The sequence below is a fragment of the Sphingopyxis sp. GW821-FHT12F08 genome, from assembly GCF_058806755.1.
The window spans coordinates 703493-729888 of record NZ_JBXAQA010000002.1 but is presented as its reverse complement, the minus strand read 5'-3'; the positions used below and the strand labels follow the sequence as shown (position 1 = coordinate 729888).

Annotated in this window: 23 protein-coding genes, 1 tRNA gene and 1 pseudogene; 15 read left to right on the top strand and 10 right to left on the bottom strand. The window is 65.3% G+C overall.

The genetic code is table 11. The features are described from left to right. Positions 1-117: 117 nt before the first annotated feature. On the bottom strand, positions 118-1221 hold the full coding sequence (gene aroB, locus AC1RNQ_RS08275) for a 3-dehydroquinate synthase (protein ID WP_493170374.1): 1104 nt from the start codon (positions 1219-1221) through the stop codon (positions 118-120). Beyond that, the gene (locus AC1RNQ_RS08270; protein WP_493170373.1) at positions 1209-1784 is read right to left on the bottom strand and encodes a shikimate kinase; all 576 of its coding nucleotides are present in this window, start codon (positions 1782-1784) and stop codon (positions 1209-1211) included. Before AC1RNQ_RS08270 ends, aroB begins: the two co-directional genes overlap by 13 nt. 79 nt (positions 1785-1863) lie before the next feature. On the opposite strand from AC1RNQ_RS08270, the gene AC1RNQ_RS08265 reads away from it, so the two are divergent. From AC1RNQ_RS08265 to AC1RNQ_RS08250, 4 genes are all read left to right on the top strand, one after another. Next, entirely contained in the window at positions 1864-3696 is a 1833-nt protein-coding gene (locus tag AC1RNQ_RS08265) for a hypothetical protein (RefSeq protein WP_493170372.1), read from the top strand. Between the two features lie 166 nt (positions 3697-3862). Beyond that, positions 3863-4774 (top strand): tyrosine recombinase, encoded by a 912-nt coding sequence (locus AC1RNQ_RS08260; protein ID WP_493170371.1) that lies wholly within the window; start codon positions 3863-3865, stop codon positions 4772-4774. 11 nt (positions 4775-4785) lie between these two features. Then, complete coding sequence (locus AC1RNQ_RS08255) at positions 4786-5733, top strand: acetyl-CoA carboxylase carboxyltransferase subunit alpha (RefSeq protein ID WP_493170370.1); 948 nt, start codon at positions 4786-4788, stop codon at positions 5731-5733. Positions 5734-5871: 138 nt separating this feature from the next. Then, positions 5872-7386 carry a M48 family metalloprotease gene (locus AC1RNQ_RS08250; protein WP_493170368.1) on the top strand — a complete coding sequence of 505 codons (1515 nt, stop codon included), beginning with the start codon at positions 5872-5874 and terminating at the stop codon, positions 7384-7386. 124 nt (positions 7387-7510) lie between these two features. Here AC1RNQ_RS08250 and AC1RNQ_RS08245 read toward each other — a convergent pair whose 3' ends face one another. Continuing rightward, the gene (locus AC1RNQ_RS08245; protein WP_493170367.1) at positions 7511-7684 is read right to left on the bottom strand and encodes a Flp family type IVb pilin; all 174 of its coding nucleotides are present in this window, start codon (positions 7682-7684) and stop codon (positions 7511-7513) included. A gap of 140 nt (positions 7685-7824) precedes the next feature. Continuing rightward, a complete protein-coding gene (locus tag AC1RNQ_RS08240; protein ID WP_493170365.1) occupies positions 7825-7998 on the bottom strand; it encodes a Flp family type IVb pilin in 174 nt (57 codons plus the stop codon). A gap of 254 nt (positions 7999-8252) precedes the next feature. On the opposite strand from AC1RNQ_RS08240, the gene AC1RNQ_RS08235 reads away from it, so the two are divergent. Then, positions 8253-8636, top strand: coding sequence for a (deoxy)nucleoside triphosphate pyrophosphohydrolase (locus AC1RNQ_RS08235; protein ID WP_493170364.1), 384 nt, complete (start codon positions 8253-8255; stop codon positions 8634-8636). Positions 8637-8776: 140 nt separating this feature from the next. On the opposite strand, the gene AC1RNQ_RS08230 is transcribed toward AC1RNQ_RS08235, so the two are convergent. Further along, the gene (locus AC1RNQ_RS08230; RefSeq protein ID WP_493170363.1) at positions 8777-9628 is read right to left on the bottom strand and encodes a class I SAM-dependent methyltransferase; all 852 of its coding nucleotides are present in this window, start codon (positions 9626-9628) and stop codon (positions 8777-8779) included. Between the two features lie 42 nt (positions 9629-9670). Between AC1RNQ_RS08230 and AC1RNQ_RS08225 the strand changes: the two genes are divergently transcribed. The 4 genes from AC1RNQ_RS08225 to AC1RNQ_RS08210 all read left to right on the top strand — a co-directional run bounded on the left by AC1RNQ_RS08225 (position 9671) and on the right by AC1RNQ_RS08210 (position 11423). Further along, entirely contained in the window at positions 9671-10540 is an 870-nt protein-coding gene (locus tag AC1RNQ_RS08225) for a double zinc ribbon domain-containing protein (RefSeq protein ID WP_493170362.1), read from the top strand. A gap of 5 nt (positions 10541-10545) precedes the next feature. Further along, entirely contained in the window at positions 10546-10806 is a 261-nt protein-coding gene (gene grxC / locus AC1RNQ_RS08220) for a glutaredoxin 3 (protein WP_493170361.1), read from the top strand. 11 nt (positions 10807-10817) lie between these two features. After that, on the top strand, positions 10818-11285 hold the full coding sequence (locus tag AC1RNQ_RS08215) for a DUF1178 family protein (RefSeq protein ID WP_493170359.1): 468 nt from the start codon (positions 10818-10820) through the stop codon (positions 11283-11285). A 61-nt stretch (positions 11286-11346) separates the two neighbouring features. After that, a tRNA-Arg gene (locus tag AC1RNQ_RS08210) sits at positions 11347-11423 on the top strand. A gap of 191 nt (positions 11424-11614) precedes the next feature. Here AC1RNQ_RS08210 and AC1RNQ_RS08205 read toward each other — a convergent pair. The 4 genes from AC1RNQ_RS08205 to AC1RNQ_RS08190 all read right to left on the bottom strand — a co-directional run bounded on the left by AC1RNQ_RS08205 (position 11615) and on the right by AC1RNQ_RS08190 (position 14730). After that, the gene (locus AC1RNQ_RS08205) at positions 11615-13276 is read right to left on the bottom strand and encodes a recombinase family protein (RefSeq protein ID WP_493170357.1); all 1662 of its coding nucleotides are present in this window, start codon (positions 13274-13276) and stop codon (positions 11615-11617) included. Then, positions 13273-13704, bottom strand: a complete 432-nt coding sequence (locus AC1RNQ_RS08200; protein WP_493170355.1) for a DUF2924 domain-containing protein — start codon at positions 13702-13704, stop codon at positions 13273-13275. The genes AC1RNQ_RS08205 and AC1RNQ_RS08200 overlap by 4 nt, the downstream gene beginning before the upstream one ends. Beyond that, positions 13701-13958: a DUF3489 domain-containing protein gene (locus tag AC1RNQ_RS08195; RefSeq protein WP_493170354.1), complete on the bottom strand. Its 258-nt coding sequence runs from the start codon at positions 13956-13958 to the stop codon at positions 13701-13703. Before AC1RNQ_RS08195 ends, AC1RNQ_RS08200 begins: the two co-directional genes overlap by 4 nt. Positions 13959-14169: 211 nt before the next feature. Next, the gene (locus tag AC1RNQ_RS08190; protein WP_493170608.1) at positions 14170-14730 is read right to left on the bottom strand and encodes a hypothetical protein; all 561 of its coding nucleotides are present in this window, start codon (positions 14728-14730) and stop codon (positions 14170-14172) included. Here AC1RNQ_RS08190 and AC1RNQ_RS08185 point away from each other — a divergent pair. Then, a pseudogene (locus AC1RNQ_RS08185) lies at positions 14623-15086 on the top strand (DUF3363 domain-containing protein). The gene AC1RNQ_RS08190 and the pseudogene AC1RNQ_RS08185 overlap by 108 nt on opposite strands. A 10-nt stretch (positions 15087-15096) precedes the next feature. Here AC1RNQ_RS08185 and AC1RNQ_RS08180 read toward each other — a convergent pair. After that, positions 15097-15291 (bottom strand): DUF3606 domain-containing protein, encoded by a 195-nt coding sequence (locus tag AC1RNQ_RS08180; RefSeq protein ID WP_493170353.1) that lies wholly within the window; start codon positions 15289-15291, stop codon positions 15097-15099. 195 nt (positions 15292-15486) lie between these two features. On the opposite strand from AC1RNQ_RS08180, the gene AC1RNQ_RS08175 reads away from it, so the two are divergent. From AC1RNQ_RS08175 to AC1RNQ_RS08155, 5 genes are read left to right on the top strand one after another with little or no spacing between them, the layout of a single operon-like run. Further along, complete coding sequence (locus AC1RNQ_RS08175) at positions 15487-17247, top strand: hypothetical protein (protein ID WP_493170351.1); 1761 nt, start codon at positions 15487-15489, stop codon at positions 17245-17247. Beyond that, positions 17244-18791, top strand: coding sequence for a methylation-associated defense system protein MAD7 family protein (locus tag AC1RNQ_RS08170; RefSeq protein WP_493170350.1), 1548 nt, complete (start codon positions 17244-17246; stop codon positions 18789-18791). The genes AC1RNQ_RS08175 and AC1RNQ_RS08170 overlap by 4 nt, the downstream gene beginning before the upstream one ends. Then, complete coding sequence (locus tag AC1RNQ_RS08165; RefSeq protein ID WP_493170349.1) at positions 18788-24253, top strand: FtsK/SpoIIIE domain-containing protein; 5466 nt, start codon at positions 18788-18790, stop codon at positions 24251-24253. The genes AC1RNQ_RS08170 and AC1RNQ_RS08165 overlap by 4 nt, the downstream gene beginning before the upstream one ends. 14 nt (positions 24254-24267) lie before the next feature. Then, positions 24268-25512, top strand: a complete 1245-nt coding sequence (locus tag AC1RNQ_RS08160) for a DUF262 domain-containing protein (RefSeq protein ID WP_493170347.1) — start codon at positions 24268-24270, stop codon at positions 25510-25512. Continuing rightward, positions 25412-26389 (top strand): protein kinase domain-containing protein, encoded by a 978-nt coding sequence (locus AC1RNQ_RS08155; protein WP_493170345.1) that lies wholly within the window; start codon positions 25412-25414, stop codon positions 26387-26389. The genes AC1RNQ_RS08160 and AC1RNQ_RS08155 overlap by 101 nt, the downstream gene beginning before the upstream one ends. Positions 26390-26396 lie beyond the last annotated feature (7 nt).

Genomic DNA, 26396 nt, shown 5'->3' with positions numbered 1-26396 from the left:
ATCTCCATATTCGCGCGCGGGAGAGCGGCGGGGAAGGAAGCTTTGCGCTGCATGTGGGTGGCGATGGTCCGGCTGTCTACTGGACCAAAGCATATCAAAAATATGGGCCCCGAAACTTTAGCTGTGGGTCCCGTCGAGGAAGGCCGCCACGCGATCCAGCCCATATTCGTCGGTGACGAAGCTCTGCCCGATCCCGCGCGTCAGGATCAGCGGCAGCTTGCCGGCGCGGACCTTCTTGTCGTGCGCCATATGCGCGGCGAGGGTGGCGCCGCCGGTGTTGATGCCCGCGCTCGCCAGGCTGTGGGGGAGGTCGACGCTCGCGAGATGGTCGCGGACGCGGGCGGCATCCTCGGGGGGGCACAGGCCGTTCGCCGCTGAGAACTCGTGCGCGAGCACCATGCCCGCAGCGACCGCCTCGCCGTGGAGCAGGCGGTCCGAATAGCCGGTCTCGGCCTCGAGCGCGTGGCCGAAGCTGTGACCGAGGTTGAGCAGCGCGCGGACATCCTGCGTCTCGCGTTCGTCGGCGGCGACGATGCGCGCCTTGGCGGAAACACTATGCGCAATCGCCTTGTGGCGCGCCGCGCTGTCGCCCGCGAGCAGCGCGGCGCCGTTCGCCTCGCACCAGGCGAAGAACTGGGCATCGTCGATCAGCCCGTATTTGACGACCTCGGCATAGCCCGCGCCGAGTTCGCGGCGCGGCAGCGTGGCGAGCGTCGTCGGGTCGATGAGGACGAGCGCGGGCTGGTGGAAGGCGCCGATGAGGTTCTTGCCCGCGGGCACGTTGATCGCGGTCTTGCCGCCGACGCTGCTGTCGACCTGCGCGAGCAGGGTGGTCGGCACCTGGACGAAGGCGCAGCCGCGCTTGACGATGCTGCACGCGAAGCCGACGAGGTCGCCGATCACGCCGCCCCCCAAGGCTATGACATGGTCGCTGCGCTCGACGCCTTCGCCGATCAGCCATTCGGTGAGGCGCGCGAGGCCGTCCCAGCTCTTCGTGCTTTCGCCCGCGGGGAGGGTGAGCGCGCTGTGCGCGATGCCCGCGGCGGTCAGCGACGCCTCGACCGTGGCGAGATAGTGCGGCGCGACATGCTCGTCGGTGACGATCATGGTGCGCGGGCGCCTCAGCAGCGGCGCGACATGCGCGCCCAGCTCGGCGATCAACCCGTCGCCGATCAGGATCGGATAGCTGCGGCTGCCGAGATCGACGGTCAATTGTTCCACGTTGCGAGAGCCTCCAATATGGCGCGCACCGTATGTTCGTGCGGGCTCGACGCCGAACTGACGCGGATATGCGCCTCGGCATAGACGGGGTTGCGCACCGCGGCGAGGTCGCGGAGCACGTCGCCGGGGTTGCGGTCCTTGAGCAGGGGGCGGTGGTTGCGGCGTGCGACGCGCTCGACGAGCGTCGGGATGTCGGCGTCGAGCCAGATCGACAGGCTGGCGTCCTTGATCAGCGCGCGCGTCTCGTCGTTCATGAAGGCGCCGCCGCCGGTCGCGAGCACAAGCGGCTTGCCGGTGAGCAGCCGTGCGATCACGCGCCGTTCGCCGTCGCGGAAATGCCCCTCGCCGAAGCGCGCGAAAATCTCCGAGATGCTCATGCCTGCGGCGCGCTCGATCTCGTCGTCGGCGTCGACGAAGCGCATGCCGAGCCGCTGCGCGAGGCGGCGGCCGACGGTCGATTTGCCCGAGCCCATCAGCCCGACGAGCACGATCGGCCGCGCGCGGATATCGGCGGCTGCGGGCCCGGATGTCGATCCGGCCGGGCTTTTCGGGTTTCCCGTCATGCTGGGCGCGGCTATACCGCCCGGGGCGCGCGGGACAATGGTTTTGCTGCGGCGCGCAAGAATAGGGCATGAGGTGGACGTGATCGACGGATTTGGGCGCGCGGTGAGGAAGACCAAGGCATGGACGCTGGCGCTCGGGCTGTCGGGCGGCGCGCTGGCCGCGGCGCTGGTGCTGCCCGCGCTGGCGCAGGAATCGCTGCTGCCCGAGGGTTTCGGCAATCCCGCGCCGGCCCCCGCCCCGACCCCGGCTCCCGCGCCGCGTCCGGGCACGCCGGCGCCTTCGGCGACTCCCGCCCCAACCTCGAACGGGGTTGCGCCGCCCGCGGTGGTGCCGACGACCGGCGCCGCGACCGAAGACGATACACTCGAGGAGAGTGAGGAGGTCGAGCCCGGCACGCTGAAATACGACCTGCCGCCGGGGGCGCGGCGCTTGCTCACGCGCATCGGCCCGCTGACCCCCGAGACCGGCGGGCTGGCGCCCGACGCTTTCGGCGTGCGCGGCCAATATGCCGCGGCGCTGATGCGCGCGACGCGCGGGCCGATCGCCTCGCGCTGGGGATCGATCCTGCTGCGGCGCTCGCTCGCCTCGGCGATCGACACGCCCGCGACGATCAACGGCGCCGACCTCGCCGCCGACCGCGCGTCTCTGCTGCTGCGCATGGGCGAGGCGAATGTCGCGCGCTCGATCGTGCAGTCGGTCGACTACGACCGCGCGAGCCCGCGGCTCGTCCAGACCGCGCAGCAGGTCTTCTTGGCGAATGCCGATCCGGCGGGGATGTGCCCCTATGTCCCGGGCGGCCTCGCGCATGGCGACGAGCATAGCTGGCGGCTCGCCGCGGGCATCTGCGCCGGGCTGTCGGGCGATTCGGGGCCGGCAGGCTGGGCGATGAGCCGCGTGCGGTCGAGCGGAAAGGTCGCCAGTTTCGACATATTGCTCGCCGAGCGCGTGCTGGGCGCGAGCGTGGCCGGCGGGCGATCGATCACGATCCAGTGGGACAAGGTCGACCGGCTGACCAGCTGGCGCTTCGGCATGGCGACCGCGACCGCGACGCCGATCCCGGCCGAATTGCGCGGCACCGAAACCCCCGCGATGCGCGCCTGGACGGTGCTGGCGCCGATGAGCGAGATGACCGACCGCGTCGCCGCCGCGCCCGATGCCGCCGCGCGCGGCGTGCTGTCGAGCGAGGCCTATGTCTCGCTGCTCAGCGCCGCGGCGAGCGCCGAGGAGCCGCCCGAGACGCTGACCGCGCAGACCGATTTGCTGCAGAACGCCTTCGGCGGCGAGACGGCGGCCGCGCGCTATGCGGCGATGCAGGGTTTGTGGGGCGGCGGTACCGACCCGATCGGTCGTTATGCCGCGCTGGTCGCGACCGCGCGCGCCGCAGCGGCGCTGCCGGTGGGCACGGCGGTTGATGCCGATCCGTGGCAGCTGATCGGCTCGATGTTCGCGGGCGGTTACGACAATCGCGCGATCGACTGGGTCCCGACGGTCAATGTCGGCAGCCGCGCGTGGGGCGTGCTGGCGGTCGGATCGCCGCGCGCGCTCAATGGCACGACGGCGGGTGCGGTGGGCAATTTCGCGGGCGATGACGACAGCCCCGACGCTCTGCGTTCGAAGCTGCTGCTCGCGGGGCTGGCGGGGCTCGGGCGGATCGAACCCGGCCAGGCGGCGTCGGCGGCGAGCGACCTCGGCGTCGACCTCGGCAAGCAGACGCGCTGGACGCGCGCGATCACCGATGCCGCGGCGCGGCGCGAGCCGGGCATGGTCGCGCTGCTCGCGGCGACGGGGATGCAGGGCGATTGGTCGAAGATGCCGCCCTATCACCTCTATCATATCGTGCGGGCGCTGCGCGAAGTCGGGCTGGCGTCGGAGGCGCGGATGATCGCGGCCGAGGCGCTGGTTCGGGTTTGAACCGTTCGAAGATTAGCGCTTTGAAACTCCTCCCCCTCAAGGGGGAGGTTGGGTGGGGGTGCTCCGATGCAGGGCGTGACGCGAGGCCTGTCGGCCTCGCTCCCCCACCCCCAACCCCTCCCCGCCGGGGAGGGGGGCAATTGGCGTCGCAATGGAGGATGCCGAGATGTCCGACGCCGCGCTGATCGACCGGTTCCTTGAAATGATGGCCGCCGAGCGCGGCGCGGCGCGCAACACGCTCATGGCTTATCGCCGCGACCTCGAACAGGCGGCGGCGATGGTTCCCGCGGGGCTGGAGGGCGCCGATACGGCGGCGCTGCGCAAGGTCATGGCCGGATATCAATCGCTTGCGGCGAGCAGTGCGGCGCGCAAGCTGTCGGCGCTTCGGCAATTCTACGCTTTCCTGCGCGACGAGGGCGAGCGTCCGGACGATCCCGCGCAGCCGCTGGCGCGGCCGACGACGCGGCGGCCGCTGCCGCGCATCCTGACGCACGACGATGTCGAGCGGCTGTTCGCGCAGGCGGGCGAGGAAGCCGCGGGCGAGGCGCCGCCGGCGAACGCGGTGCGAATGCTGCTGCTGCTCGAACTCCTCTATGGCTCGGGGCTGCGCGCGAGCGAGCTGGTCTCTCTGTCGCGGCGCGCGGTCGCGGGCGAGCGGCAATATCTGATCGTCCGCGGCAAGGGCGACAAGGAGAGGTTGGCGCCTTTGTCGGAGCGCGCGCGCGAGGCGCTCGACCGCTGGCTGCCGCTCGTCGCCGACGGATCGCCCTGGCTGTTCCCGTCGGGCAAGAGCCATGTTTCGCGCGTGCGGCTTTTCCAGATGCTGCGCGAACTCGCAGGCCGCGCGGGGATCGATCCCGCGGCGGTCAGCCCGCATGTGCTGCGCCACGCCTTTGCGACGCACCTGCTGGAAGGCGGGGCCGATCTGCGCGCGCTGCAGCTGATGCTGGGGCACGCCGACATCGCGACGACCGAAATTTACACGCATGTCGACAGCCGGCGGCTGGTCGAGCTGGTCAACCGGCGGCATCCGCTGGCGCGGATGGACGACGTTGACCTGACGCCGCCTTCGGCCTAGCGACGTCCCCCATGACAGCCTTTCTGGACTTCGAAAAACAGGTCGCGGCGCTCGATCGCCAGATTGCCGAATTGCGCGAGATGGGCGACGATCCGACGCTCAATATCGAAAACGACATCGCGCGGCTCGACGATAAATCCTCGAAGATGCTGCGCGACATCTATGCCAAGCTGACGCCTTGGCAGAAGACGCAGGTCGCGCGCCACCCCGACCGGCCGCATTTCAAGCATTATGTCGCGGGGCTGTTCGACGACTGGATGCCGCTGGCGGGTGACCGCAATTTCGGCGACGATCAGGCGATCCTCGGCGGGCTCGCGCGCTTTCGCGGGCGCCGGGTGATGGTGATCGGGCACGAGAAGGGCGACGATATCCCGTCGCGGATGAAGCATAATTTCGGGATGGCGAAGCCCGAGGGGTATCGGAAAGCGATCCGCCTGATGCAGCTCGCCGACCGCTTCGGGCTGCCGGTGGTGTCGCTGGTCGACACCTCGGGCGCCTTTCCGGGGATCCAGGCCGAGGAGCGCGGGCAGGCCGAGGCGATCGCGCGCTCGACCGAGCAATGCCTGGCGCTCGGCGTGCCGATGGTCGCGACGATCGTCGGCGAGGGCGGATCGGGCGGTGCGATCGCGATAGCCGCGGCGAACCGCGTGCTGATGTTCGAACATGCCGTCTATTCGGTGATCTCGCCCGAGGGCTGCGCCTCGATCCTGTGGCGCACCGCCGACAAGGCGGCCGATGCCGCCGCGGCGATGAAGATGACGCCCGAGGATCTGCTGGCGCTCAAGGTCATCGACCGCATCGTCCCCGAACCCGTCGGCGGCGCACACCGCGCGCCCGAGATCGCGATCAAGGCGCTGGGCGATGCGATCGCCGAGGAACTCGATGCGCTGGCGGGTTTGCCGCGCGAGACGATCCTCGCCGCGCGCGAGGAGAAGTTCCTCGCCATGGGTCGCGCCTGACGCCGACATTCGCCGGAACCCGATCGCGGGGGCCGACGTTCTCCCTGACACGCCGATGAGCAAGATGTTCATCGCGGGTCTTGCCGTGCGCCGATATAGGCTATGGCAGGTACAAGAGGACCAAAGGGAGGCGCGAATATGGGCCGGAAAGTGACGACAGCCTTGGCGATTTGCCTGGCCGCGGCGGCGGGCGTGGGCGGTATCGGCGGCGATGCCGAGGCCCAGACCAAGGGCAAGACCAAGACGATCAAGACCGCGACCGCGATCACCGCCAGCGAGCGCAAGCAGGGCGCCGAGGCGCATCCGCAGCTGGTGCAGGAATTCGGCGGCAATTACGAAGGCCCGCAGGCCGCCTATGTCGGACGTGTCGGGCAGAATATCGCCGTGCAGTCGCGGTTGTCGAACGCGCGCGGCGACTTCACCGTCACCTTGCTCAATTCGCCGGTGAACAACGCCTTCGCGATCCCCGGCGGCTATGTCTATGTCACGCGCCAGCTGATGGCGCTGATGAACGACGAGGCCGAGCTCGCCGGCGTGCTGGGGCACGAGGTCGGCCATGTCGCGGCGCAGCACAGCAAGAAGCGCCAGTCGGCGGCGACGCGCAACACGATCCTCGGCGTGCTCGCGGGGGTGCTCGGCGGGGCGATCGGCGACAATGGCGGGCTGCTCGGCGGGCTTGGCGGACTGCTCCAGAATAATGCGATGAAGGTCGCGCAGTTCGCGACGCTGGGATTCTCGCGCAGCCAGGAGCTGGAGGCCGACCAGCTCGGCGTCCAATATCTGAAGAGCGCGGGTTACGACCCGATGGCGCTGTCGACGGTGCTCGCGAGCCTCGCCAACCAGACCAGCCTCGAGGCGCGGCTGTCGGGCGGCGACGCGCGCGCGCTGCCCGAATGGGCGAGCACCCACCCCGACCCCGCGTCGCGCGTGCGCAATGCCGAGACGCTGGCGGCGCGTGCGGGCGCGGGCGGGGTGCGCAACGCCGAGGCCTTTTACGCGTCGGTCGACGGCGTGCTCTATGGCGACGATCCGGCGCAGGGCGTGGTCGAAGGCAATGAATTCCTGCACCCCGACCTGCGGCTGAAATTCGCGGTGCCGAGCGGTTACGGGATGCAGAATGGCGCGACTGCGGTGTCGGTGAGCGGCAGCGGCGGGCAGGCGCAGTTCACGACCGCGGCCTATAATGGCGACATGAACGCCTATGTCGCCGCGGCCTTCAAGTCGGTCGCGGGCGATACGGCGCTGTCACCAAGCAGCATCCAGCGCACGACGGTGAACGGCATCCCGGCCTATACTTCGACCGCGCGCGCGAACACCCAGTCGGGGGCGGTCGACGTCACCGTCTTCGCCTATGAATTTTCGCGGACCAGCGCCTTTCACTTCGTCGCGTTGACCAAGGCCGGCGGCGGATCGGCGTTCAATGCGATGTACAACAGCGTGCGGCGGCTGAGCAGCGCCGAAGCAGCGGCGATCAAGCCGCGGCGCATCGACGTGGTGACGGTCGCGCGCGGCGACACGGTCGCGACGCTGGCGCGGCGCATGGCGTACAGCAATTACCAGACCGAGCGCTTCCAGGTGCTCAACCGGCTGAACGCGACGAGCCGGCTGACGCCGGGGCAGAAGGTCAAGATCGTCGTTTACGCGAGCCGCTGACGGGCTGTTCTGGCGGAGCGGCATGCCCGCCCGAAAACGGCAACGACAAAAGAAAAGGGTGGCGGACCAGGTCCGCCACCCCATTTCTGTCCTGGCCTGTCGAAACAGGCGCTCGGCTGGGCTATTAGTTGCCCGCGCCGGTCAGACCGTCATTGACGTTGTTGAACGTCGCTTCGACGCTGTTGCCGACCGAGGTCATCGCGGTGATGCCGGCGACGGCGATCAGGGCTGCGATGAGGCCATATTCGATGGCCGTGGCGGCTTTGGTATCGCGAACGAACTTTTTGATGAACTTCATGTCTGGTCTCCTAACAAGTCACTTGCCCGGTTGACACTCTGGTCTTGGTCAACCCGGACCGATCTACGTTGAATTGGTTTTGAAATTCTTAATGGTCCGATTGGCATCGACCGGGTTTCGAGTCCCGAAATCGGACAGCGCTACATGGCGTCGTTCGCGCTCGACGACACATTGTTCCACATGGTGATGGTCGATTGTCCGACGGAACTGATCGCGCCCATCGCGGCGATAAAGATCAGCGCGAGTATCAGCCCGTATTCGACGGCTGTCGCGGCCTTGGTCGACCGTAGCAACCGGGCGATCTTGTTGGTCATATGTCCTGCCCCTGCCTTATGACAGGATCATCGTCCCTGAACCGCATGGCGCCTTGTTCATGACTTTTGCCGGAGCGGGCGGCACTGGTCCGTGCTGCGTCGCGCCTTTGCCCTGAACGAAATCCCAATCAAACCTCAGCCGTGCAATTCGGGGATTCTGGTCCTAGAGTTCCCGAGGCTTCCGGAATTCGCATATCAGGGTTAATAATTTGTCCTCATCTCCCTCGTCAAAAACCGCCGAAAACTGTCTCATTGTGGTCGCCGCGGCGCTGGTCGACCGCGACGGTCGTGTGCTGGTCCAGCAGCGCCCGCCCGGCACGTCGATGGCAGGGCTGTGGGAGTTCCCCGGCGGCAAGCTCGAACCCGGCGAGACGCCCGAGGCGGCGCTGATCCGCGAACTCGCCGAGGAGCTGGGGATCGAGGTCGACCACGCCTGCCTGGCGCCGGCCTGTTTCGCGAGCGAGCCGCTCGGCGCGCGGCATTTGCTGCTGCTCGTCTATGCGCTGCGCAAGTGGAAAGGCGTGCCCGAGGCGCGGCACGCGACCGCGCTGCGCTGGGTGCGCCCGGTCGAGCTTTACGCGCTCGACATGCCGCCCGCCGACCGGCCGCTCATCGGGCTGCTCGAGGCCTTGCTCTAGGTTGTATCGCCATTCAGCCCAGGGCGGCCTGCAAATGGCGATTTCCCGCGCTTCCGGTGCTCACGTACTGAAGTACGCTGCGCTCCGGATCACGAAAAATCACCATTTTCGACTCACCCTGAACTGAATGGCGATACAACCTAGTCCTTCGGCTTGAGCGCGTCGGCCAGTGAGGCGGTGCCGCTGCCGCGCCTTGCAGGACGCGGCTGGTCGGGGTGCGGCGCCCAGCCGCTGAAATGGATCAGGCGGAACGCCTCGGCGACGCGGCCGTCGGGGTCGGCCTGCGCGGCGAAGGCGAGCGTGATATGCGCGACCTCGCTCCGCGTCAGCGGCGGCGGCGCGGCGGCGAGCCGGCTCGCGAGCCCCGCGGCGCGCAGGTCGCGGACGAGCGCGAACCAGTCGGCATAGCGGACGCTCAGCGCCTCGACGTCGACCACGGGCAGGGTAAAGCCGGTGCGCTGGAGCAGATTGCCCATCGCGGCGAGGTCGATCTGCGGATGCAGCCGCGCGATCGACCGCACCCCGTCGGCCATCACCGCGCGGCGCAGGCGCGGCAGGCTGCCGTCGCCGACGAAGCTGCCGAGCAGCAGCCCGTCGGGCGCGAGCAGCGCGCGGAGCCGCACCAGCGCGCCGGGTACGTCATTCACGTTGTCGAGCCCGCCGGGCCACAGGATCAGGTCGAAGCTGGCGAAGGGCAGGTCGATCGCGTCGGCCTCGCCCGCCAGCGCCCCGCTCGCCGCCGCCAGGCGCGGCCCGGCCTCGAGCAAGGTCAATTCGCTGCCTATGGCGCGCAGATGCGCGGCGAGTGCGGGGTCGTGCGCGCCGATCAACAGCGCGCGCGGAAAATCGCGCGTCACCATCGCCAGCCGGTCGAGCAGGCTTTCGACGATGATCGGGGCGAGGAAATCGGCGCCCTGCGGAAGGTTCGCCATGCGGTCGCGCTGGGCGCGGTGGCGCGCGGAGGAGAAAAGCGGGGCGAGGGGCGGCGACATGCGGCGCTTGTGCCGCCTCGCGTCCTGCTTCACAAGCGGGACATGGGGGCAGCGACGGGCGATGTCGACGGCGGACCCTCGGCGGGACCGGCCGATGCGCTGCTCCATGGCCTCGGCCGGGCCGGGCGCGCGCTGATCGACTATGCGCTGCCGCCGCGTTGCCCGGCGTGCGGGACGATCGTCGCGGGCGACCGGCAATTCTGCCTCGCCTGCTGGCAGTCGCTCCACTTCCTCGACGGCCCCGCCTGCGCGCGCTGCTCGATCCCGCTGCCCGACGCGCTGCCCGGGGCGGAGCTGCAATGCGGCGCGTGCCTCGCCGATCCGCCGCCCTTCGATGGGGCGCCGTCGGCGGTGGCCTATGGTCCGGCGGCACGCACCGTCGCGCTGCGGCTCAAATATGGGCGGCGCGTCGGGCATGCGCGGTTGATGGCGCGGCTGATGGTGCGGCCGCTGACGGTGCTGGCAAGCGGGAGCGATGCGTTGCTCGTGCCGGTGCCGCTGCACCGCGGGCGGCTGTGGTCGCGCGGCTTCAACCAGGCGGCGCTGGTCGCGGACGAGCTGACGCGGCTGTCCGGAATAGCGCACGACCATCATCTGCTGCTGCGCGCCAAGGCAACCGCGTCGCTGCGCGGCAAGGGACGGCGCGAGCGCGAAAAGATCGTCGCGGGCGCCTTCAAGCTCGCCGACGGCGCGAAGGCGCGTGCGGCGGGGCGGCATCTGGTGCTGGTCGACGATGTTCACGCGAGCGGCGCGACGCTGCGCGCCGCGGCGCGCGCGCTCCGTCGCAGCGGCGCCGCGCGCGTGTCGGCGCTGTGCTGGGCGCGCGTCGTCCCCGATGCGCTGGCGAGCGGCAACATATTTGACTTTGCTTCGTTGGATTCCGATATGGTTGACGAAAGGATGACAAGGTAGCCGCCATGGCCAAAATCGAAGTCTTTACGAAATTCTTCTGCCCCTATTGCTCGCGCGCGAAGGCGCTGCTCGACGGCAAGGGCGCCGACTATCAGGAAATCGACCTGACGATGGACCGCGCGGGGTTCGAGGCGATGGTCGAGCGCGCGGGCGGCCGCCGCACGGTCCCGCAGATCTTCATCGACGGCCAGCATATCGGCGGCAGCGACGATCTCGCCGCGCTCGACGCGCGCGGCGCGCTCGACCCGCTGCTCGGCACGGCCTAGGAACCCCGCCCTTGATCGTCTTCGACCTCTGCTGCGCCGCCGGTGATCACCGGTTCGAAGCTTGGTTCAAGAGCAGCGAAAGCTTTGCCGACCAGCAGGCGCGCGGGCTGATCGCTTGCCCCGTGTGCGGCGACAGTGAGGTGGCTAAGGCGGTGATGGCGCCGCGCGTCGGCGCGAAGTCGAACCAGCAGGCGGCGCCCGCTTTGCCCGCCGTGCCCGAAAGCGCGGGCGAGGTAACGCCCGAACTGGTGCGCAAGGTGATGGCGGGGATCGCCGCGAAACAGGCCGAGATGCTGCCGCAGTCGCGCTGGGTCGGCCGCGATTTCGCCGATGCCGCGCGCGCGATGCACGAGGGCCGCGCCGCCGAGGACCTGATCCACGGCCAGACCTCGCCCGAGGAAGCGCAGGCGCTTCGCGACGAGGGCATCGCGGCGATGCCGCTGCTCGTCCCCTTCGTGCCGCCCGAAGCGACGAATTGATCGGCGCGGATTATCGGGCCGATTGACGCTGCATGCGCGGCGCCGCTACACGGGCGCCGGCGCACCCGTAGCTCAGCAGGATAGAGCGTCGGATTCCTAATCCGAAGGCCACAGGTTCGAATCCTGTCGGGTGCACCACGCACATGTAAGTGACTGATATAAAACAGTTATATTAGGTTACTCAGGTGAAATCGGCGCGGTTCTGCGGCCGTTCTCGCCGTCTATGGCTCGGTCGTGGTCAGAGACAGGGCGTCCGGCGAGCTAACTCAGGGCAACGTCTCGGCGAGTCTCTGCGGCGCATTTCGGTGGCCACGGCGCGGGTGACTCGATCAGGTAAATCCGAGCAGTCGGCGTTGGTCGGCCCATGTAAGCGGCAGCGCCGGGAGCTTCATCAGCCGGCGCGACGTCAGTGCGGCGGGCTGATTCCCGTCGAGGATCGCGCGGCTGATGTCGGGCGCCAGATAAGCCAGTCGGGCAATGCGCTCGATGTGCCGATCCCTCGGTGACGCCTGCTCGCCGAAAAGGTTGGAGCGAGCGCGATGCGCCCTGGCGATCAGATTGACGAGGCGCGGGTCTGGTTTGCGGCCGTCGGGTTCTGGACCGGCGATGACGAGCTTCGTCCCCCGCCGGCCGCGCTGAACGTCCGCGCGGATCACAAGATCGATACGATCCGGTTCGTGATCGGTTCGTTCGGGCAAATGGTCCAGTGCCGCGATCAAGTCGTTAGCCGACAGGCTCGCTACGACACGCCCTGGATGGACCTCGACCGTGAGCCCGAATCTCTCGAAGAGATTGCGCGCGCCATGGTCGGCGTGAGGCCCGACCTGCCGGGCAAGCTCCGCGGCGGTGTCGATCCGGGCGCTTGTGACCGCGGCCCCGGCGCGAGCATCGAGCCCGGCGATGCGTGCCGGATCGAGCAGCAGTTGGCGAACCGCGTCGCGGACTGCCGTCTCGATCGACCGTGCCGCGATCCGCGCGACCGGGGCGGCTGGCTTGGCGGGTGCCTCACGGTCGATGTCCTTGCTGATACTCGACACGTAATAATGGTAGCGACGACCCTGCTTGACCGTGAACGACGGCGACATCGGACGGTCGTCGGCGTCCCGGATCATGCCGGTGAGCAGCGCGATGCCGTTCGGGATGATGGCGTTCGCACGTTCGGCGGTGGAGGCTGCGAGCTTGGCTTGCACCGCGTCCCACAGATCGGTGGATATGATCGCGTCATGCTGCCCCTCATGGACCTTGTCCTTGTGGCGCAGCTTGCCGATGTAGATGGGGTTGGAGAGGAGCCAGTATAGCGCGCCGCGCGAGAATGGCACGCCGCCCCGCGGCCCCGACTTCCCTTGCTGGATCTTGGTCCGGACGCCCTGTGCGTCGAGCGCAAGCTTCAGCGCCCGCACCGAAGGCTGATTGAGATAAGATCGGAAGATGTGGACGACGGTTGCGGCTTCGACCGCGTTCGGCATCAGCTTGCGATCCTGCACATCGTAGCCGAGTGGAACGACGCCGCCCATCCAGATGCCGCGTGCCTTCGACTGAGCGACCTTGTCGCGGACGCGCTCGGCAATCACCTCGCGCTCGAACTGCGCGAACGACAGGAGGACGTTGAGGGTCAGCCGGCCCATGCTGGTCGTGGTGTTGAACGCCTGGGTCACGCTGACGAAGGAGGCGCCGGCCGCGTCAAGGACATCGACGATCTTCGCGAAGTCCGAGAGCGCGCGCGTCAGGCGATCGACCTTGTAGACGACGATGACGTCGACCTTGCCTGCGCGCACGTCGCATAGCAGCCGCTGGAGCGCGGGGCGCTCCATGGTTCCGCCGGATACGCCGCCATCGTCATAAGCGGTGGGAACCAGCGTCCAGCCTTCGGAACGCTGGCTCGTCACATACGCCTCGCAAGCCTCGCGCTGGGCGTCGAGGCTGTTGAAGTCCATGTCGAGCCCTTCCTCGGTCGACTTCCGGGTATAGACGGCGCAGCGCAGCTTCTTCATGCGCCGGTCCCGAAGAAGCGCGGCCCCGACCACCGTGTTCCGGTGATGGCGCGGGCAATTGCCGAGAGCGATCGCCATCGCTCGCCCGCGTAAAGGAAGCTGCCGTCGGGCTCGGCGATCACGCGGTGCGTCCGACCGCCCCACTCCCGCAGCAGCTGGGTACCGCCGGCGAGGGAGGAAGGCGCAGCAGCGCGGCCGCCGGCCCCGGAGACATCCGCGTGGGAAGCGACCAGCTTGCATAGCCGCTGTTCGAGGCCGCGATCCATGCCCCCTGCTGCGACGAGCTGCACGCGATGGGCGAGGTCGCGCGCGAGGAGGCTCGGTGCGATCGGAGGAGCGGGTGCTTGCTGCACCCGCTCCCACTCGCGCTTCAGCTCGGCATTCGACATCGCGCCGAGTGCTGCCACCTCATCATCACCGGCGCTCAAGCTTCGATCCGATAGGTCGTGACGCTGCCCTGCTTCTGCCGGACAACCTCATGGCCCTTCTTGCGCACGCCGGTGATTGCGGCGCGCACCGTGTGATGCTGCCAGCCCAGCGCTTCGGCTACCTCTTCGACGCTGGCCCCAGCGGGGGCGCGGAGCATGGCGAGCAGCCGCTCGGCCTTCGTCTGCGGCCGTTCGGGGGCGGTCGGTGCGAAAGCGGAAGCTCCGCGGTTCGCTTGCGTGATCTTCTTCGTCATGGGTGGTCTCCTTGATCGGATCCCGGCACCGCGCCGGGCCCACCACCCAAAGCCCCGTCAGCGCGAGGCGTGCGGCCAGCACCCACCGGCACGGCCGCGGAAACAGCAATGCTCGTTCGCTGGCACCAGTCCAGTCGAATGTCGGCTTTGCGCCTGATCTCGGCCGCTTCGGTCAAGTCAGCGAGTGCCTAACAGCGGACATCTGTCGTGTTTACGTTGAACTGCGGGGTGTGGGAAAATTTAGGATGACAGCGGCATCCGTGTCGCCAGCCCTTTGACCAACCTCGGCAGGCGTTGCAGCCCTGAGTCCGTCTTCGGTAACGGTCTCAAGGAAGTACTCAAGATCGCTTGCACGCGTACCGTGGACAAGCAGAACGTCATCGTTCAGACGCAGCGTTGGCGGCAATCCGGCCGCCCTGGCCAGCTGCCCCGGAAGCAACGTGTTTACGGTGTGCTGATCAGACAGTCCCATGGTCTCAAAACGCTGATCGATGATCTGACGTTCGTGATTGCCTCTGATGGTTGGCAAGCCAAGCGGGGTTAGTCTTTCGGCCGGCTCGCGAGGGAACAGTCCCCCGGAGAATATGCCCCTGAGGTTGACGATCTGGTCTACTCCCCGCTTGGCAGCATCCGCGAGAACGGCATCAAGAGCGGCGATGTTGCCGTGGATGCCCCAACTTGGCTCGACCGGGAAATCGAGGGTTCTGAGCACGCCCCGCGCGACGTCGGTTTTGGCCGGGAGGTCAGGACTGCGCTTGCCGCCCGGCGGCAATGGCTGATCGAGCAGCTACTTGCTACCGGCGAGCGAGGGATTTTTCGGATGCGCGATGGTGCGGCCGAGGCATTGCGCGAACGCGAATTGCGTGGAGCCGCGGAGGGTCTCGCCGCGAGGACTGCAAGCCGTTCGAGCCGAGCCGAAAGGGCGAACGTGTCGAGGGCGTCATCGCGCGCCGGGTCGACCTGGAAAGCGGCAGCTATGCCTTGGTCGAGCGGTCGCGGGACTTCACGCTCGTACCGTGGCGCGGTGTGCTCGAACGCAACATCGGCAAGGCGGCGTCCGGGATCATGCGCATCGACGGGATCAACTGGCAGTTCGGCCGCGGTCGTTCCGGCCCGGCGATCTCGTGAACGGCGGCGGTCAGCCCTTGAGGTGGCGCTCAACCGCGTCGGCACTGTTGCCGACCACCTTCACGGCATGTTCAAGCTGATCGCGACTGACGCCCAACTTGTTCGACCAGTAATCGACCTCATAGTCCTCACCGAGCGCGATGCGCTTGAGGGCGATTTGCGGGCCGCGCGGTAAGAGCAATGGCCGATGGTAATTCCGCACCATCGCGCGGCCATTTGTAGTGAGCGTTGACCAACAATCCAACCATCTTGGAAAACAAGTAGCGAACGTTGTTGACCAAATCTCGCTTTACGGGGAACATGCTGGAAACTTTGGGGGCAGGGCTTGTCGGCAAATCCATCAACCGCGATATGGGTGCGTTTTCTACGGAACTACGGGCCTATTCCGACCAACGACAACATGTACGACGAGTCGATTCAGCGGGCTTTGCGGCGTCATAAGATACGTCCCATCACTTTACCGGCGCCGCTCCGGGACGAGCTCGTCGCGATGTTCAAGGGGGAAACGCCCGTCTCGCACATCATCACGGGTACCGCCGGCGACGGCAAAACCTATCATTGCCGCGAGGTCTGGACTGAGCTTGGCGGCGACGTCACCGCCTGGAATCATGGAGATAAGATCCAGCGCCTAGTGGTCGGCGACCGAACGCTCGTCATCGTCAAGGATTTGAGCGAGCTGCGTGACGATGAAAGCGATGAACTCATCGTCGAATTCGCGCGCGACGTCGCGGATCCGGCGACCCAGAACTTCTACCTTTTCGCCGCCAATCACGGCCAGCTGCTCGAGAAGCTCAAATCCGCGTCATCCACGCCTGAAGTGGTGCGCGTCAGCAAGGTGGTCGAAGACCTGCTGGTGACCAGCGTCAGCACCGACGCAGGCATCGCGCTCGACCTCACCGATCTCAGCCGATCGCCGGCCGCCGAGATGGCAATGGCGATCATCAACGAGGTGACCGGCCATGAAGGGTGGGCCGGCTGCGAGAGTTGCAACGCCAGCGGCGACGGCAAATGCCCGATCTTCGAGAATCGCCGGCGGTTGATCGGTCAGGATCAGGACGATCCCTTCAAGCGCCGACTGACGGAATTGATCGAACTGAGCGAGCGCAACGGCAGCCATTTCCCGGTGCGACAGCTGCTCGCGCTGGTCGCCAATGCGATCCTCGGACATCCCGACGCGCGCGACGGCTTGATGAGCTGTAACGATGTCACGGCGATCCAGGCGTCCGGCAAGTCCGACCTTGCGAGCATCTATCGCAATGTCTTTGGCGAGAATCTTAAAGCCAGCAAGGCCGAGAAGACCGAGCTGTTCCGCAAGCTCAACGCCTTTGGGATCGGCGCCGAGACGAGCAATCGGGTCGACAATCTTCTAGTCTACGGCGCTGACGACCCCGCTTATGCTGCCGACTATGCCGCGCTGGTGCTGAGCGATCCGGTGTATGGCGCGACGCCTGCGTATGCGACGGCGCAGCGCAATTATCTCGAAGGGGCCGATGATGGCGACCGGTCGAGTTTTCTGGGCGCCCTGCGCGCACAGAGGCAGCGTCTCTTCTTCACCATGCCCGATGCCAAGGCAGTCGATTATGATCTCTGGGACCTGACCGTCTTCCGCTATGCCGGCCTGTATCTTGAGGTCGCCAAGAAAATCGCGGAGCGGCAGACGGTGCCACGGGCGGCGCTCAATATCGTGGTGCGCGGCCTCAATCGGATTTTCACCGGCATGCTCGTACAAAACCAGGACGAACTCGTGCTGGCGACCTCGGGCAGCTACTCGCAATCGAAGCGCAGCCCGCTCCTCGACGAACTGATTTCGGTCCCGCGCTCCGGTGGTGAGGAGGTCAGCATCGTCGCCGATAAAAGCGGCGGCTTCGGCGTTTCAGTCAAGCTCGTGCGCGGCAGCGAAATTGCGCCGGTCTTCCTGTCTCTGTCGCCGACGCGCTTCGAATTTCTCGGCCGCGTTGCCGAAGGCGCCTTGCCCAGCAGTTTCTCGCTCGAATGCCATGAAGATTTGCTGGCGTTCAAGGCACGGCTGCTGCGCGAGACCGAGAATCGGCGCAAGCTCGACGGCGAGGAGGAATCGCCCGATGGCGAACTGGTCTTACGCTTCATTGAACTCAATCCCGATGGCCGCGCGCAGCCGCGCCGGGTGATCGTACGGGTATGACAATGGAAATCCTGGCCCGCCCGACCGAGTTCGAGGACCGCGCCGGTCCGGCATTCTGGATCGACGAAGCGATCTGGGGCCACCGTTTGCATGACGAACAGGCGCCTTGGCTGATCTTCCTCGAATTCATGACCGTCTTGCTCGCCGAGCAACGCGAGGGCCGCGCGCTCAAGGAAGAGCGCCTCAACAGCCTCTCGTACAAGCCGCAGCTGCAGCTGCGGCTACGCAATCTCGTCTTCAACAACCCGCATATCATGACGGTGCGTGCGGAGGCGCGATCGGACGAAGCGGCCTGGGCGATGTGGCTTGAGCGAATGGCCGAGAGCGCCGGTGGCATCGAACGGCCGGACTTCGCCTATTTGCGGGACCGGTTCGAAAATTTCGACGATTTTGCCGCCGTGCTGAGCTTCCTGCAGGGTTCGGCAATCGAAGGGACGAGCAACAAGCGCTGGAGTTCGAAGTTCGTTTTCCCGTTCGGGCCGCACGCGCTCTACGAGGATGTGAACGTCAAGCCGAGCGGCAGCGTGTCGAACGATCGCCGCTTCTTCGCACGGTCCGGCGAACTCCTCTATTTGATGCTGAGCCGCAGCCAGCATGCCGACGCGCTACGCAGTCTGCTCGTCAGCCGCTTTCTAGAGAGCCCGGCGCCCTATGATAGCATGGCGCATGCCCTTCAGGGCGAGCGGCAGCTCGCCAAGCAGGAGCGCGCCGGCGCGTATCTGCCCTGCGCCAGCCATTCGATCTTCGATCGCCTTGCCGCCGATTGGCTGGCGATCCTGAGCCTGCCGATCCCGACGCATGATGCGATCCCGCATCTCGTCACCATGACCGGCCTCAACCTCATATTGTATCAACTCGACCGTGCGCGCGAATTGCTCGACCGGCCGCCGATCAGTCTTGTGTGCGAAATCGTATCTCCGCGTAAATCGGTGGTGCGCGACCTCTCTGCCGACAGCTACCAGCACAACAACATGCTCCCGCAGCAAGCGATCGAGCGCTTCGTGCGGCGAGTCACCGAGACCGATGCCTGGACCGAGGCGCTGGCATCCGACGATCCGACACTCAATGCCATCGACATATTGAAGCGCGAATTTGGCTGGCCCGATGGCGATGATGACGAGCTCTCCGCGGAGCCGCGAGACTTTGTCGACGAACTCGTCGAACGCGCGACCGTTCGCCACAAACAGCATGTCGGCAAGGTCCACATGACCTGGGCACGCGCGATCGGGCTGTCGTCGCGCCGCTCGAGCCGCCGCGTCCGCTACGCCCCGACCGACCGGCTGCTCAAGACGCTGGTCATCGCCTGTGTCGGCGAACGCCTCGAATTCAAGGATTTTCTGGTGCGCATTCAGGAGCGCTACGGCTTTGTGATCGGCGACGCGCAGGCGCGCCAGTTCATTGATTCGGGTACTGCCGACCAGGAGGATTTTTCTGACAACGCGCATCGTCTGGAAGAGCGGCTCGCCAGCCTCGGTCTCTTGAAGCGGCTCTCCGATAGCTGCGCCTATGTCGAAAACCCCTTCCAGCGAGCCCAAGCCGCGTGACCCCGTCAGACCTGATTGGCGCCGCCGGCGCGACCTCCATTCGTTTGCGCCTCGAGGCTTTGACGCCCGACGATGAACTCGCGCGCTACCTGCTCGACCGGCTGACCGGCGAACAGGTTGCGGCGATCACGCGCGCCTTGCTCGCCGACCCGGCTACCGCCAGCAAGCTGATGATTGCGCTGCCGCGCGATCTGGTCGGGCCCTTCGGGCTGCCTGAGACGGTGATCACCGATGAGCGCACTGTGCGGGTGCGTAATTCCGCCTGCGACCAGCCGGCGATGTTGCTCGCGAATACCGACGACGATCAGGGAGCATCGCTTGGCGACGTGACGCTGATCGGGGCGAAGCAGCTGACCGAGGAATCCGGTCCTTGGGTCGATGCCGCGGCAGCCGGGCTGGGCTTGAGCGAAGGCCAGATCGACGGTTGGAAGGCGGCGCTCAAGGGATTGAACAGCGCCGATGACTGGACGCTGCACCAGATCGGCATGTTTGTCGCGATGACGCGCGAGCGGATCGATACCGAGGCGGTGCCGGTTGCGGCGGCCTTGGGATGGGCGCTCCCGGCGCTGCGTCTGCCGCGCGACAGTGGCTATTTCATGGGGCTTGGCGACAAGGACCGCGAGCAGCCCCGGCGCTGGAAGAAGCTGTTCGAGAAGCTCGTCTCCGACCGCAAGCCATTGCTGGTCAAGCAGCGTCCCAATCGGCAAATCATCGAGACCGAGGAACTGCGCAGCCAGTTCGACGAGGTTCGCGACGACATCCCAGCCGAAGTCCACGCGACGATCGAGGCATTTATCGAAACTGCACCGGGCTGGGGCCTTGAGGCCGAAGCGCTGGCGAGCTTCGAATGGGAAGGGCAAAGCGTTCTCCAGCTCTTCTCGGGCATCAAGCTCAAGAAGACATCGTTCGCCCAGGAAACGATCAACTTCTTCGATTTCACGCTGCCTGACCGGTTGAGCGCGGCCGATCAAGAGTATCTCGCAACGCTCAAAACCCGCTCGCTCAAGGAAACACGAGACGACGACCGCGACTTCTTCGAGGCGCATCGCGACGATCTCGGGCAGGACAAGGCGCTGCGCGTCAAGTGGGAGCGGTTCATTTTCGGCCGCCCGATCGAGTGCACGGATTTCCTTGAAGGCCTGCTGCGCGCGATCGAACGGCTGTTCGGGCAGGTCAATTTAGTCGGCGGCTCGCGCAAGCTGGTGATCAAGTCGTCGCGGCGGACCCGCAACCAGTTCCTCGATCTCAACGCCGATGTCGGGCTGTCGTTCGGCCTGCGCTACCGCGGTCTGAAGGATTTGATCGGGCGGGCGGTCGAGTGGGATGTGCCGCACCTCTTCGCCTATGAGGAGCTGCTCGATCGCGCCAAGGCGCGGCAGAAGAAATATCGCCGGAACGAGTCGACGGCGCGCGGCGCGATTCAGATCAAGTTCGATATCGCGCTGACGGTCGGAAGCGAGCGCGCGACGGTGCAGCTCGTCTGGTCCGGCCAGCCAGGCGTGATCGGGCTGGAATTGCCAAAGGACATCGGACGACTGCTGAAGCGTCCGTTCGTGCGCAGCCATGTCGCGCGCCTGCCGGTGAGCCGCAAAGGCGCGTTACAGGCCGTGTCGCTGACCGATGTCGGCACATTGCAGCCAGCCTTCGGCCAGGATGCCGGCACTCTGGTTCCGCGGACCAACGCTGGTGATGATATCGCCAAGCTCTTTCCTAAGGCGCTCAAGGCGGCTCGGGACGGCGGGCGGATCGATGCCGCGGGCTTCACGGCGATCGAGGAAGCCTGGGGCAGCTTCACCGGGCTTTATGGCGAGGCGCTGACCGCGCTGCAAAACTCAGGCTATGCCTCCGGCACATTGATCGCACAGGCAGACGCCTATGGCGCGTTGCTTAGCACCTTGCTCGCGCACGCGGTCGGTGACCTCAATCGCCGGGACTTGTGGGAGCCGCTGCTCAGCATCGGTACCGTCCGCGTCCTCGGTGGCGGGCCGTCGGCGATCGTTGCCCCCTGGCATCCGCTGCGGCTTGCCGCAAGCGCGTCAAAAATGCGGTCCATAGCAGGCCTCGCCGACTATCTCCTCTCGGATGTCGATGTGAACTTCGGCGATCCGCGGCTGTTTTTCGCCGACCTGCGCGCCGAGCTCGCCCATCCGCTCTTCCCCGAGATCGCGGTCGGCTATGACAGCAGCGAAGCGATCTTGCTGGCCGAAACCAGCACCGTGAACGACTATAGCCTGGTCGAGCGACCGGTGCGCGATCCATCCGAAGCCACCACCGATGTCGACCCGGCCGAAGCTGCAAGGCAGATCCGCAGCTTGCTCGAACGCTATCTCGACTTGCAGCCGCATGAGCGTTCGAACCTCAGCATTATGCTCTACAATTGCGATGCGGCAGGCCTGCCACTCGCCACTGTCAACGCGCTGGGCTCGGTCCAGGATCAAGACGAGATGCACTGCAACGTGCTGGTTCGCCACCGCGATCGCTCGCGCCTCTCGCGCGTCTATACCGAACTGCTTGAGCGTTCGGATGGCGATCCCGATGCGGTGGTGGTGAGCGAGACCTCACGCAACTTCATGTCGAAGCTGCGCATCGGCGTCATGCTCGACAGCGGAACGACGAGCAGCAGTGGAACTCGCGAAATCGATGTCGCCTTCTTACACGATGTCGTGTCACGGCAAGCGCGCGAGCAATGGTTTCCAGTGCCCGCGATTGCCGACAATCCAAGCTTGCTCGAGCATGTTCCTGCGCGATGGTCCTATCGCCGCGTCACGTCCGAGGACGAGCTCAAGGCCACGAGTTATCTGACCTGTCCGCGTCAGCCCGCAGCCGGCTGGGCCTATGTCGATGCCGTCGCCAACATCGTCCGGCGCCAATCCCATGCGCCCGACGAGCATTATCTGCCCGCACGCCAGATTTCGTTCCAGGACGGCGGCCTCAAGGCGATGTTTGAGGAAGTCCATAGTCTCGCTGAATGGGTCGCGACCTATGACGATCTGCTCGACAAGCGTCAGCTGGCCGCGCAGGGAATCAACGTCATCCGCTACCGGCGTCAGCGCACGCATGGTCGCAACATGGTCGTCTCCTCGACCTCTGAACTGCGTATCCTGCATGTGCTGGTGCTGCGGCGTCTGACCGAGCTCTCGCTCGGGCTTGACGATGCACGCCTGGCGGCGCTTGCCAAACGCATGATCGAGGACGCCAACGCCATTTCCGGCGACATCGTTCTGCGCGCCGCCAAACGCGGCGTATCCGCCGGCGAGCTGATCGGTCTGGTCTTGAGCCGCGCCTTGATCGCCGAGGAAATGGGTGGCGCAGCGACGGTCGCCTGGTTCCTGCTCGACGATTATGCCGAATGGCTTGGCCAGAAGGAGGAAGGCATTGCCGATATCCTCGGGCTGAGCCTCTCGACGGATGCCGAGGGCAAACCGCAACTGCGCGCGATCGTCACCGAAGCCAAATATGTCGACCAGTCGGGGTCGGCCGAAGCCTGTCGAAAGTCCCGCAGCCAGCTGCGGCAAACGGTGGCGCGGATCGACGACGCTTTGTTCGGCGATCCCGGTCGCCTGGACCGCGATCTCTGGCTCTCGCGTATTGCCGATCTGCTGCTCGACGGCACGGCAGCACTTGGCGAACCCAATCTGCTCGAACGGGTGCGCGACGGCATCCGCCGTGGCGTGGTGCCGATCGATCTGCGCGGCTATTCGCACATCTTCATTTCGGGGCCTGCCGGCGATGGCAGCTCAAATGGCGACCAGGAAATGCTGACCGGTATCAATGGCGGTCTGCAAGAAACCTTCACCCGCGAAGGCCTTCGCCAGTTGCTCAAAGCCTATGAGGCGCGGACGCCGCTGAGCGCGATCCGCGTGGGCCTGGGGCAGTATCATAGTTGGGACACGCCCGCGTTCCAGGACCCCGCGCCGCGGGTCGAATGGACAAAGACCATCGAGATCGGCGACGCGAGCGGCCCCGCGAGCAAGCCCATCGTCCATGATTATGACGAAGACGATGATGACGGCGATCCCGAGGGCGGCATCGCCAGCGAAGAGCTGACTCCCAAGGAACCCGATAGCGGTGGCGCGGCCAGTGGACCAGCGGTGGACGCCGATACGTCCGGCAATCCAAGTGCTCCGCAACCAGTCGCGTCAGAGGGCGAGCCACTCACAGCCGAACCGGTGATTGCCAATCCAATGGTAGAAGCAGAACCGATAGCGGCTCCACCGCCGCGGGCGGAGCCGGCGATTATTGAACCGCAGCCGTCCCAGTCCCCTTCATCGGTCGCGGGCTCGGGAATCGAAGCACTGATCCAGGCGCGCGCTGAAGCTGAGCATGAGGAGTCCGCCGAAGCCCAGACCTGGCTTGACGCGACGGCGCAGAAGCTGCGCTCGGCACTGCTCAACTACAATCTTCAGGCCAAGATTACGGCAACGCGTTTGACGCCCAACGCAGCCCTCATCCGCTTCATGGGGTCGGATCGTCTCCGCGTCGAAGACATTGAAGCGCGCCAGTCGGCGTTGCTCACGACCCATGGTCTGCGACTGATTTCGGTCTCGCCACTCCCGGGTGAGATCGTGGTTGGCGTTGCCCGCCCGCAACGGCAGCTGGTGTCACTCTGGGATGTCTGGGGCCGGCGCGAGATCAATCGCAACGCTGCGGGAGTGAACACGTCGTTCGTCCTCGGGCTCAAGGAGCTCGATGGCGAGATTCTCTATCTCAACCTCGGCGGCCCCTTTGCCGGCGGACAGCAGCATGAGCCACACACACTCGTCGCTGGCGCGACGGGTTCGGGCAAGTCGGTGTTGATCCAGGCGCTGTTGCTCGACATCGCCGCCACCAACTCAAATCAGCTCGCTCACATCTATCTGATCGACCCGAAAATGGGTGTCGATTATGCGGCCGTCGAACGCCTGCCGCACCTCCAGGGCGGGGTCATTGTCGACCAGACCCGAGCCGTCGAGGTGATGGAAGGCCTCGTTGCCGAGATGGAGCGGCGCTACGAGCTGTTTCGCGCGCATGGCGCGCGCGACATCCGGTCGTTCAACACCAAGGCCGCGCCGTCGGAACGGCTGCCTTACGTGTTCCTGGTCCATGACGAGTTCGCCGAGTGGATGCTGACCGAGGACTATAAGTCTGCGGTGACCTCGAATGTCTCACGGCTGGGCGTCAAAGCGCGCGCCGCCGGCATGCATCTCATCTTTGCGGCGCAGCGGCCCGACGCCAATGTCATGCCGATGCAGCTGCGCGATAATCTCGGCAACCGGCTGATCCTGAAGGTTGCCAGCGTCGGAACTTCCGAGATCGCATTAGGTGTGAAGGGTGCCGAGCAGCTGCTCGGCCTGGGGCATCTCGCCGCGCGGCTGAGCGGGGAGCCTGCGATCATTTACGCTCAGGCACCGTTCCTTTCTGATGATGATATCGATGCAGCCGTCGACGCAATCATCGCAAGCGAACGCACTCAAACGTCATGAAAGGTTGAGGCATCGTGGCCAAGTGGAACTCTAGCCCGCATCCGATTTCAGATCTTCGAGATTGGAACGAGCTCGGACGGCTCGAGCTTCGCCCCTCTTTTCAGCGCAAAGAGGTCTGGCATCCGGCCGCTAGGATCATGTTGATCGACACCATCCTGCGCGAAGTGCCAATGCCGAAGATGTTCCTGTGGAATGAGGTCAGGAAAGGGCACACTCATCGGCAGGTGATCGATGGACAGCAACGAATATCCGCCATTCTTGCGTTTTTGCGCGATGAGTTCGCCCTCGACGAGCCGTATCATGGACCGTTCCAGGGGCTGAAGTTTTCGGAGCTGCCAGACGATGTTCAAGATGCCATCCTTCAATACAAGATCGATTATAATGAAGCCGTCGGTTTTACCGAAGAAGAGGTTCGCGAGGTATATTCTAGGGTTAACAAATACTCCCTACCGCTAAACAAGCAGGAGTTGCGTAGAGCTGATTTCCCTGGTCGTTTTTTGGAGTTAGCGACTGAGCTCTCGCTAAATGAGTATCTTGACGAGGCCCGCATATTCACGGTGGCGCAACGCCGGCGAATGGGAGATGTGGAGTTTGTTTCCGAAATACTCGCTGGGATGCTTGAGGGCCCGCAGGACAAAAAGGGCGATCTTGATTATTTTTACACGCGGTATGCTGCGTGGGACAAGGACGCCGAGATGGCGGTTCGCACTCAGTTTGACACCGTTCTGGCCGATTTTCAGAAAATTTTCGTGGCGGGAAAGCTTGTCCTTGCCAAGACCCGTTTCAAGCAAAAATCTGATTTTTACTCTCTCTTTTTAACCATCCACGAGTTTCAAAAGAGTGGGCATAAGCTCGAGGACCAAGACCTCGATCCGCTGCGCGGTGACTTGCGAATCCTCGATGAACACATCGCTCCCGAGTCCGAAATTGACGTCCTAAGCGAGTATGCAATCAAATGCGTTTCTCAGGCCAACACTATCGGCAGTCGCTCTTGGCGGAAAAATTTTCTGATGGGCATCATGTCGGGCACTTATCGATCTCGCCGGCCAGACGAGCCTGTACGTGAAGTACTCGAAGTCATGGCAACGCAGCTCGATCACAGCGCTGACGGGAAGTTGTTCGAGCATTGCGTAGCGTGTGGAGAGTCATTCAACGACCATGGCGAATATCAGCTCGCGCTCGATTGGCGCCCTGAGACAACCGTATTTCAGCTCTCTAACGCATGCTGGCGTGTCCTCGGCTGCGGCGATGCACCCTGACATGGCGGAGCTATTTGGTGGGCGGGGCGATCAGCCACCGCGCGAGACAGTTGTCATTCCCGATGAAATTCGGGCTGAATCAGGTCGGCTTTATGAGATTGGCGAACGCATCGCGGCTGGCGGCAATGGCGTCGTCCACCGGTGCGTCGATCTCAACGACGGCACGGAGTATGCGATAAAATTCCTGCTCGATCTGCGGCAGCATCGCCGGATGCGATTTGCGCGCGAACGCGCGCTGCTTGCGGACCTGAAGCACGAACACTTGATCGTGTATCAGGATTGCGGCGACGTGGTGGGAGAACTGCGGCGCCAACGCGGTCGAGGCGGCGGGGAAAAGTCTGTGCCGTTCATCGTGATGATCCTCGCCACGGAGGCCCTCACCGACCTAGTCAGACGTGCAGATGTTCCGAAGGAAATTTTTCTCGCTCAATTTCGCGGCTTGGCGGAGGGACTCGGTGAGCTTCACACCAAAGCGATCCATCGTGACATCAAACCCGATAACATTTTAGTCGTGGGCGATCGCTGGGTGCTGAGCGACTATGGTCTTTGTGACATGCTTGGGTTGCCGCAGGAAGAGCGCATGACCCCCGATTGGGAGGTAGTCGGGCCCCGGTTTTGGATGTCACCTGAAGCCAATAACCGAAGTATCGGTAGGGATGATGCGATTGATGCTTCGTCTGATGTTTTTCAGTTAGCATCTGTCTTCTGGTTTGTGGTCAACCGAAGTCATCCGACCGGCGTGCTCTCACGCGACGACTGGCGAGGGCCCGACGCATTATTTGAGCCGATCTTCCGAGCTCTTCATCATCGATCAAATGTGAGGCCAGCGGACGGAACCGCCTTTGCCATAGAGATCGATGCCGCCATCGTCGGATGAAGCTTCA

Coding starts and splice junctions, on each gene's coding strand:
- AC1RNQ_RS08270 (WP_493170373.1), bottom strand. CDS start 1,784: ATGACGGGAAACCCGAAAAGCCCGGCCGGATCGACATCCGGGCCCGCA.
- AC1RNQ_RS08260 (WP_493170371.1), top strand. CDS start 3,863: ATGTCCGACGCCGCGCTGATCGACCGGTTCCTTGAAATGATGGCCGCC.
- AC1RNQ_RS08255 (WP_493170370.1), top strand. CDS start 4,786: ATGACAGCCTTTCTGGACTTCGAAAAACAGGTCGCGGCGCTCGATCGC.
- AC1RNQ_RS08250 (WP_493170368.1), top strand. CDS start 5,872: ATGGGCCGGAAAGTGACGACAGCCTTGGCGATTTGCCTGGCCGCGGCG.
- AC1RNQ_RS08245 (WP_493170367.1), bottom strand. CDS start 7,684: ATGAAGTTCATCAAAAAGTTCGTTCGCGATACCAAAGCCGCCACGGCC.
- AC1RNQ_RS08240 (WP_493170365.1), bottom strand. CDS start 7,998: ATGACCAACAAGATCGCCCGGTTGCTACGGTCGACCAAGGCCGCGACA.
- AC1RNQ_RS08230 (WP_493170363.1), bottom strand. CDS start 9,628: ATGTCGCCGCCCCTCGCCCCGCTTTTCTCCTCCGCGCGCCACCGCGCC.
- AC1RNQ_RS08225 (WP_493170362.1), top strand. CDS start 9,671: ATGGGGGCAGCGACGGGCGATGTCGACGGCGGACCCTCGGCGGGACCG.
- grxC (WP_493170361.1), top strand. CDS start 10,546: ATGGCCAAAATCGAAGTCTTTACGAAATTCTTCTGCCCCTATTGCTCG.
- AC1RNQ_RS08205 (WP_493170357.1), bottom strand. CDS start 13,276: ATGAAGAAGCTGCGCTGCGCCGTCTATACCCGGAAGTCGACCGAGGAA.
- AC1RNQ_RS08195 (WP_493170354.1), bottom strand. CDS start 13,958: ATGACGAAGAAGATCACGCAAGCGAACCGCGGAGCTTCCGCTTTCGCA.
- AC1RNQ_RS08180 (WP_493170353.1), bottom strand. CDS start 15,291: ATGGTGCGGAATTACCATCGGCCATTGCTCTTACCGCGCGGCCCGCAA.
- AC1RNQ_RS08175 (WP_493170351.1), top strand. CDS start 15,487: ATGTACGACGAGTCGATTCAGCGGGCTTTGCGGCGTCATAAGATACGT.
- AC1RNQ_RS08170 (WP_493170350.1), top strand. CDS start 17,244: ATGACAATGGAAATCCTGGCCCGCCCGACCGAGTTCGAGGACCGCGCC.
- AC1RNQ_RS08155 (WP_493170345.1), top strand. CDS start 25,412: ATGGCGAATATCAGCTCGCGCTCGATTGGCGCCCTGAGACAACCGTAT.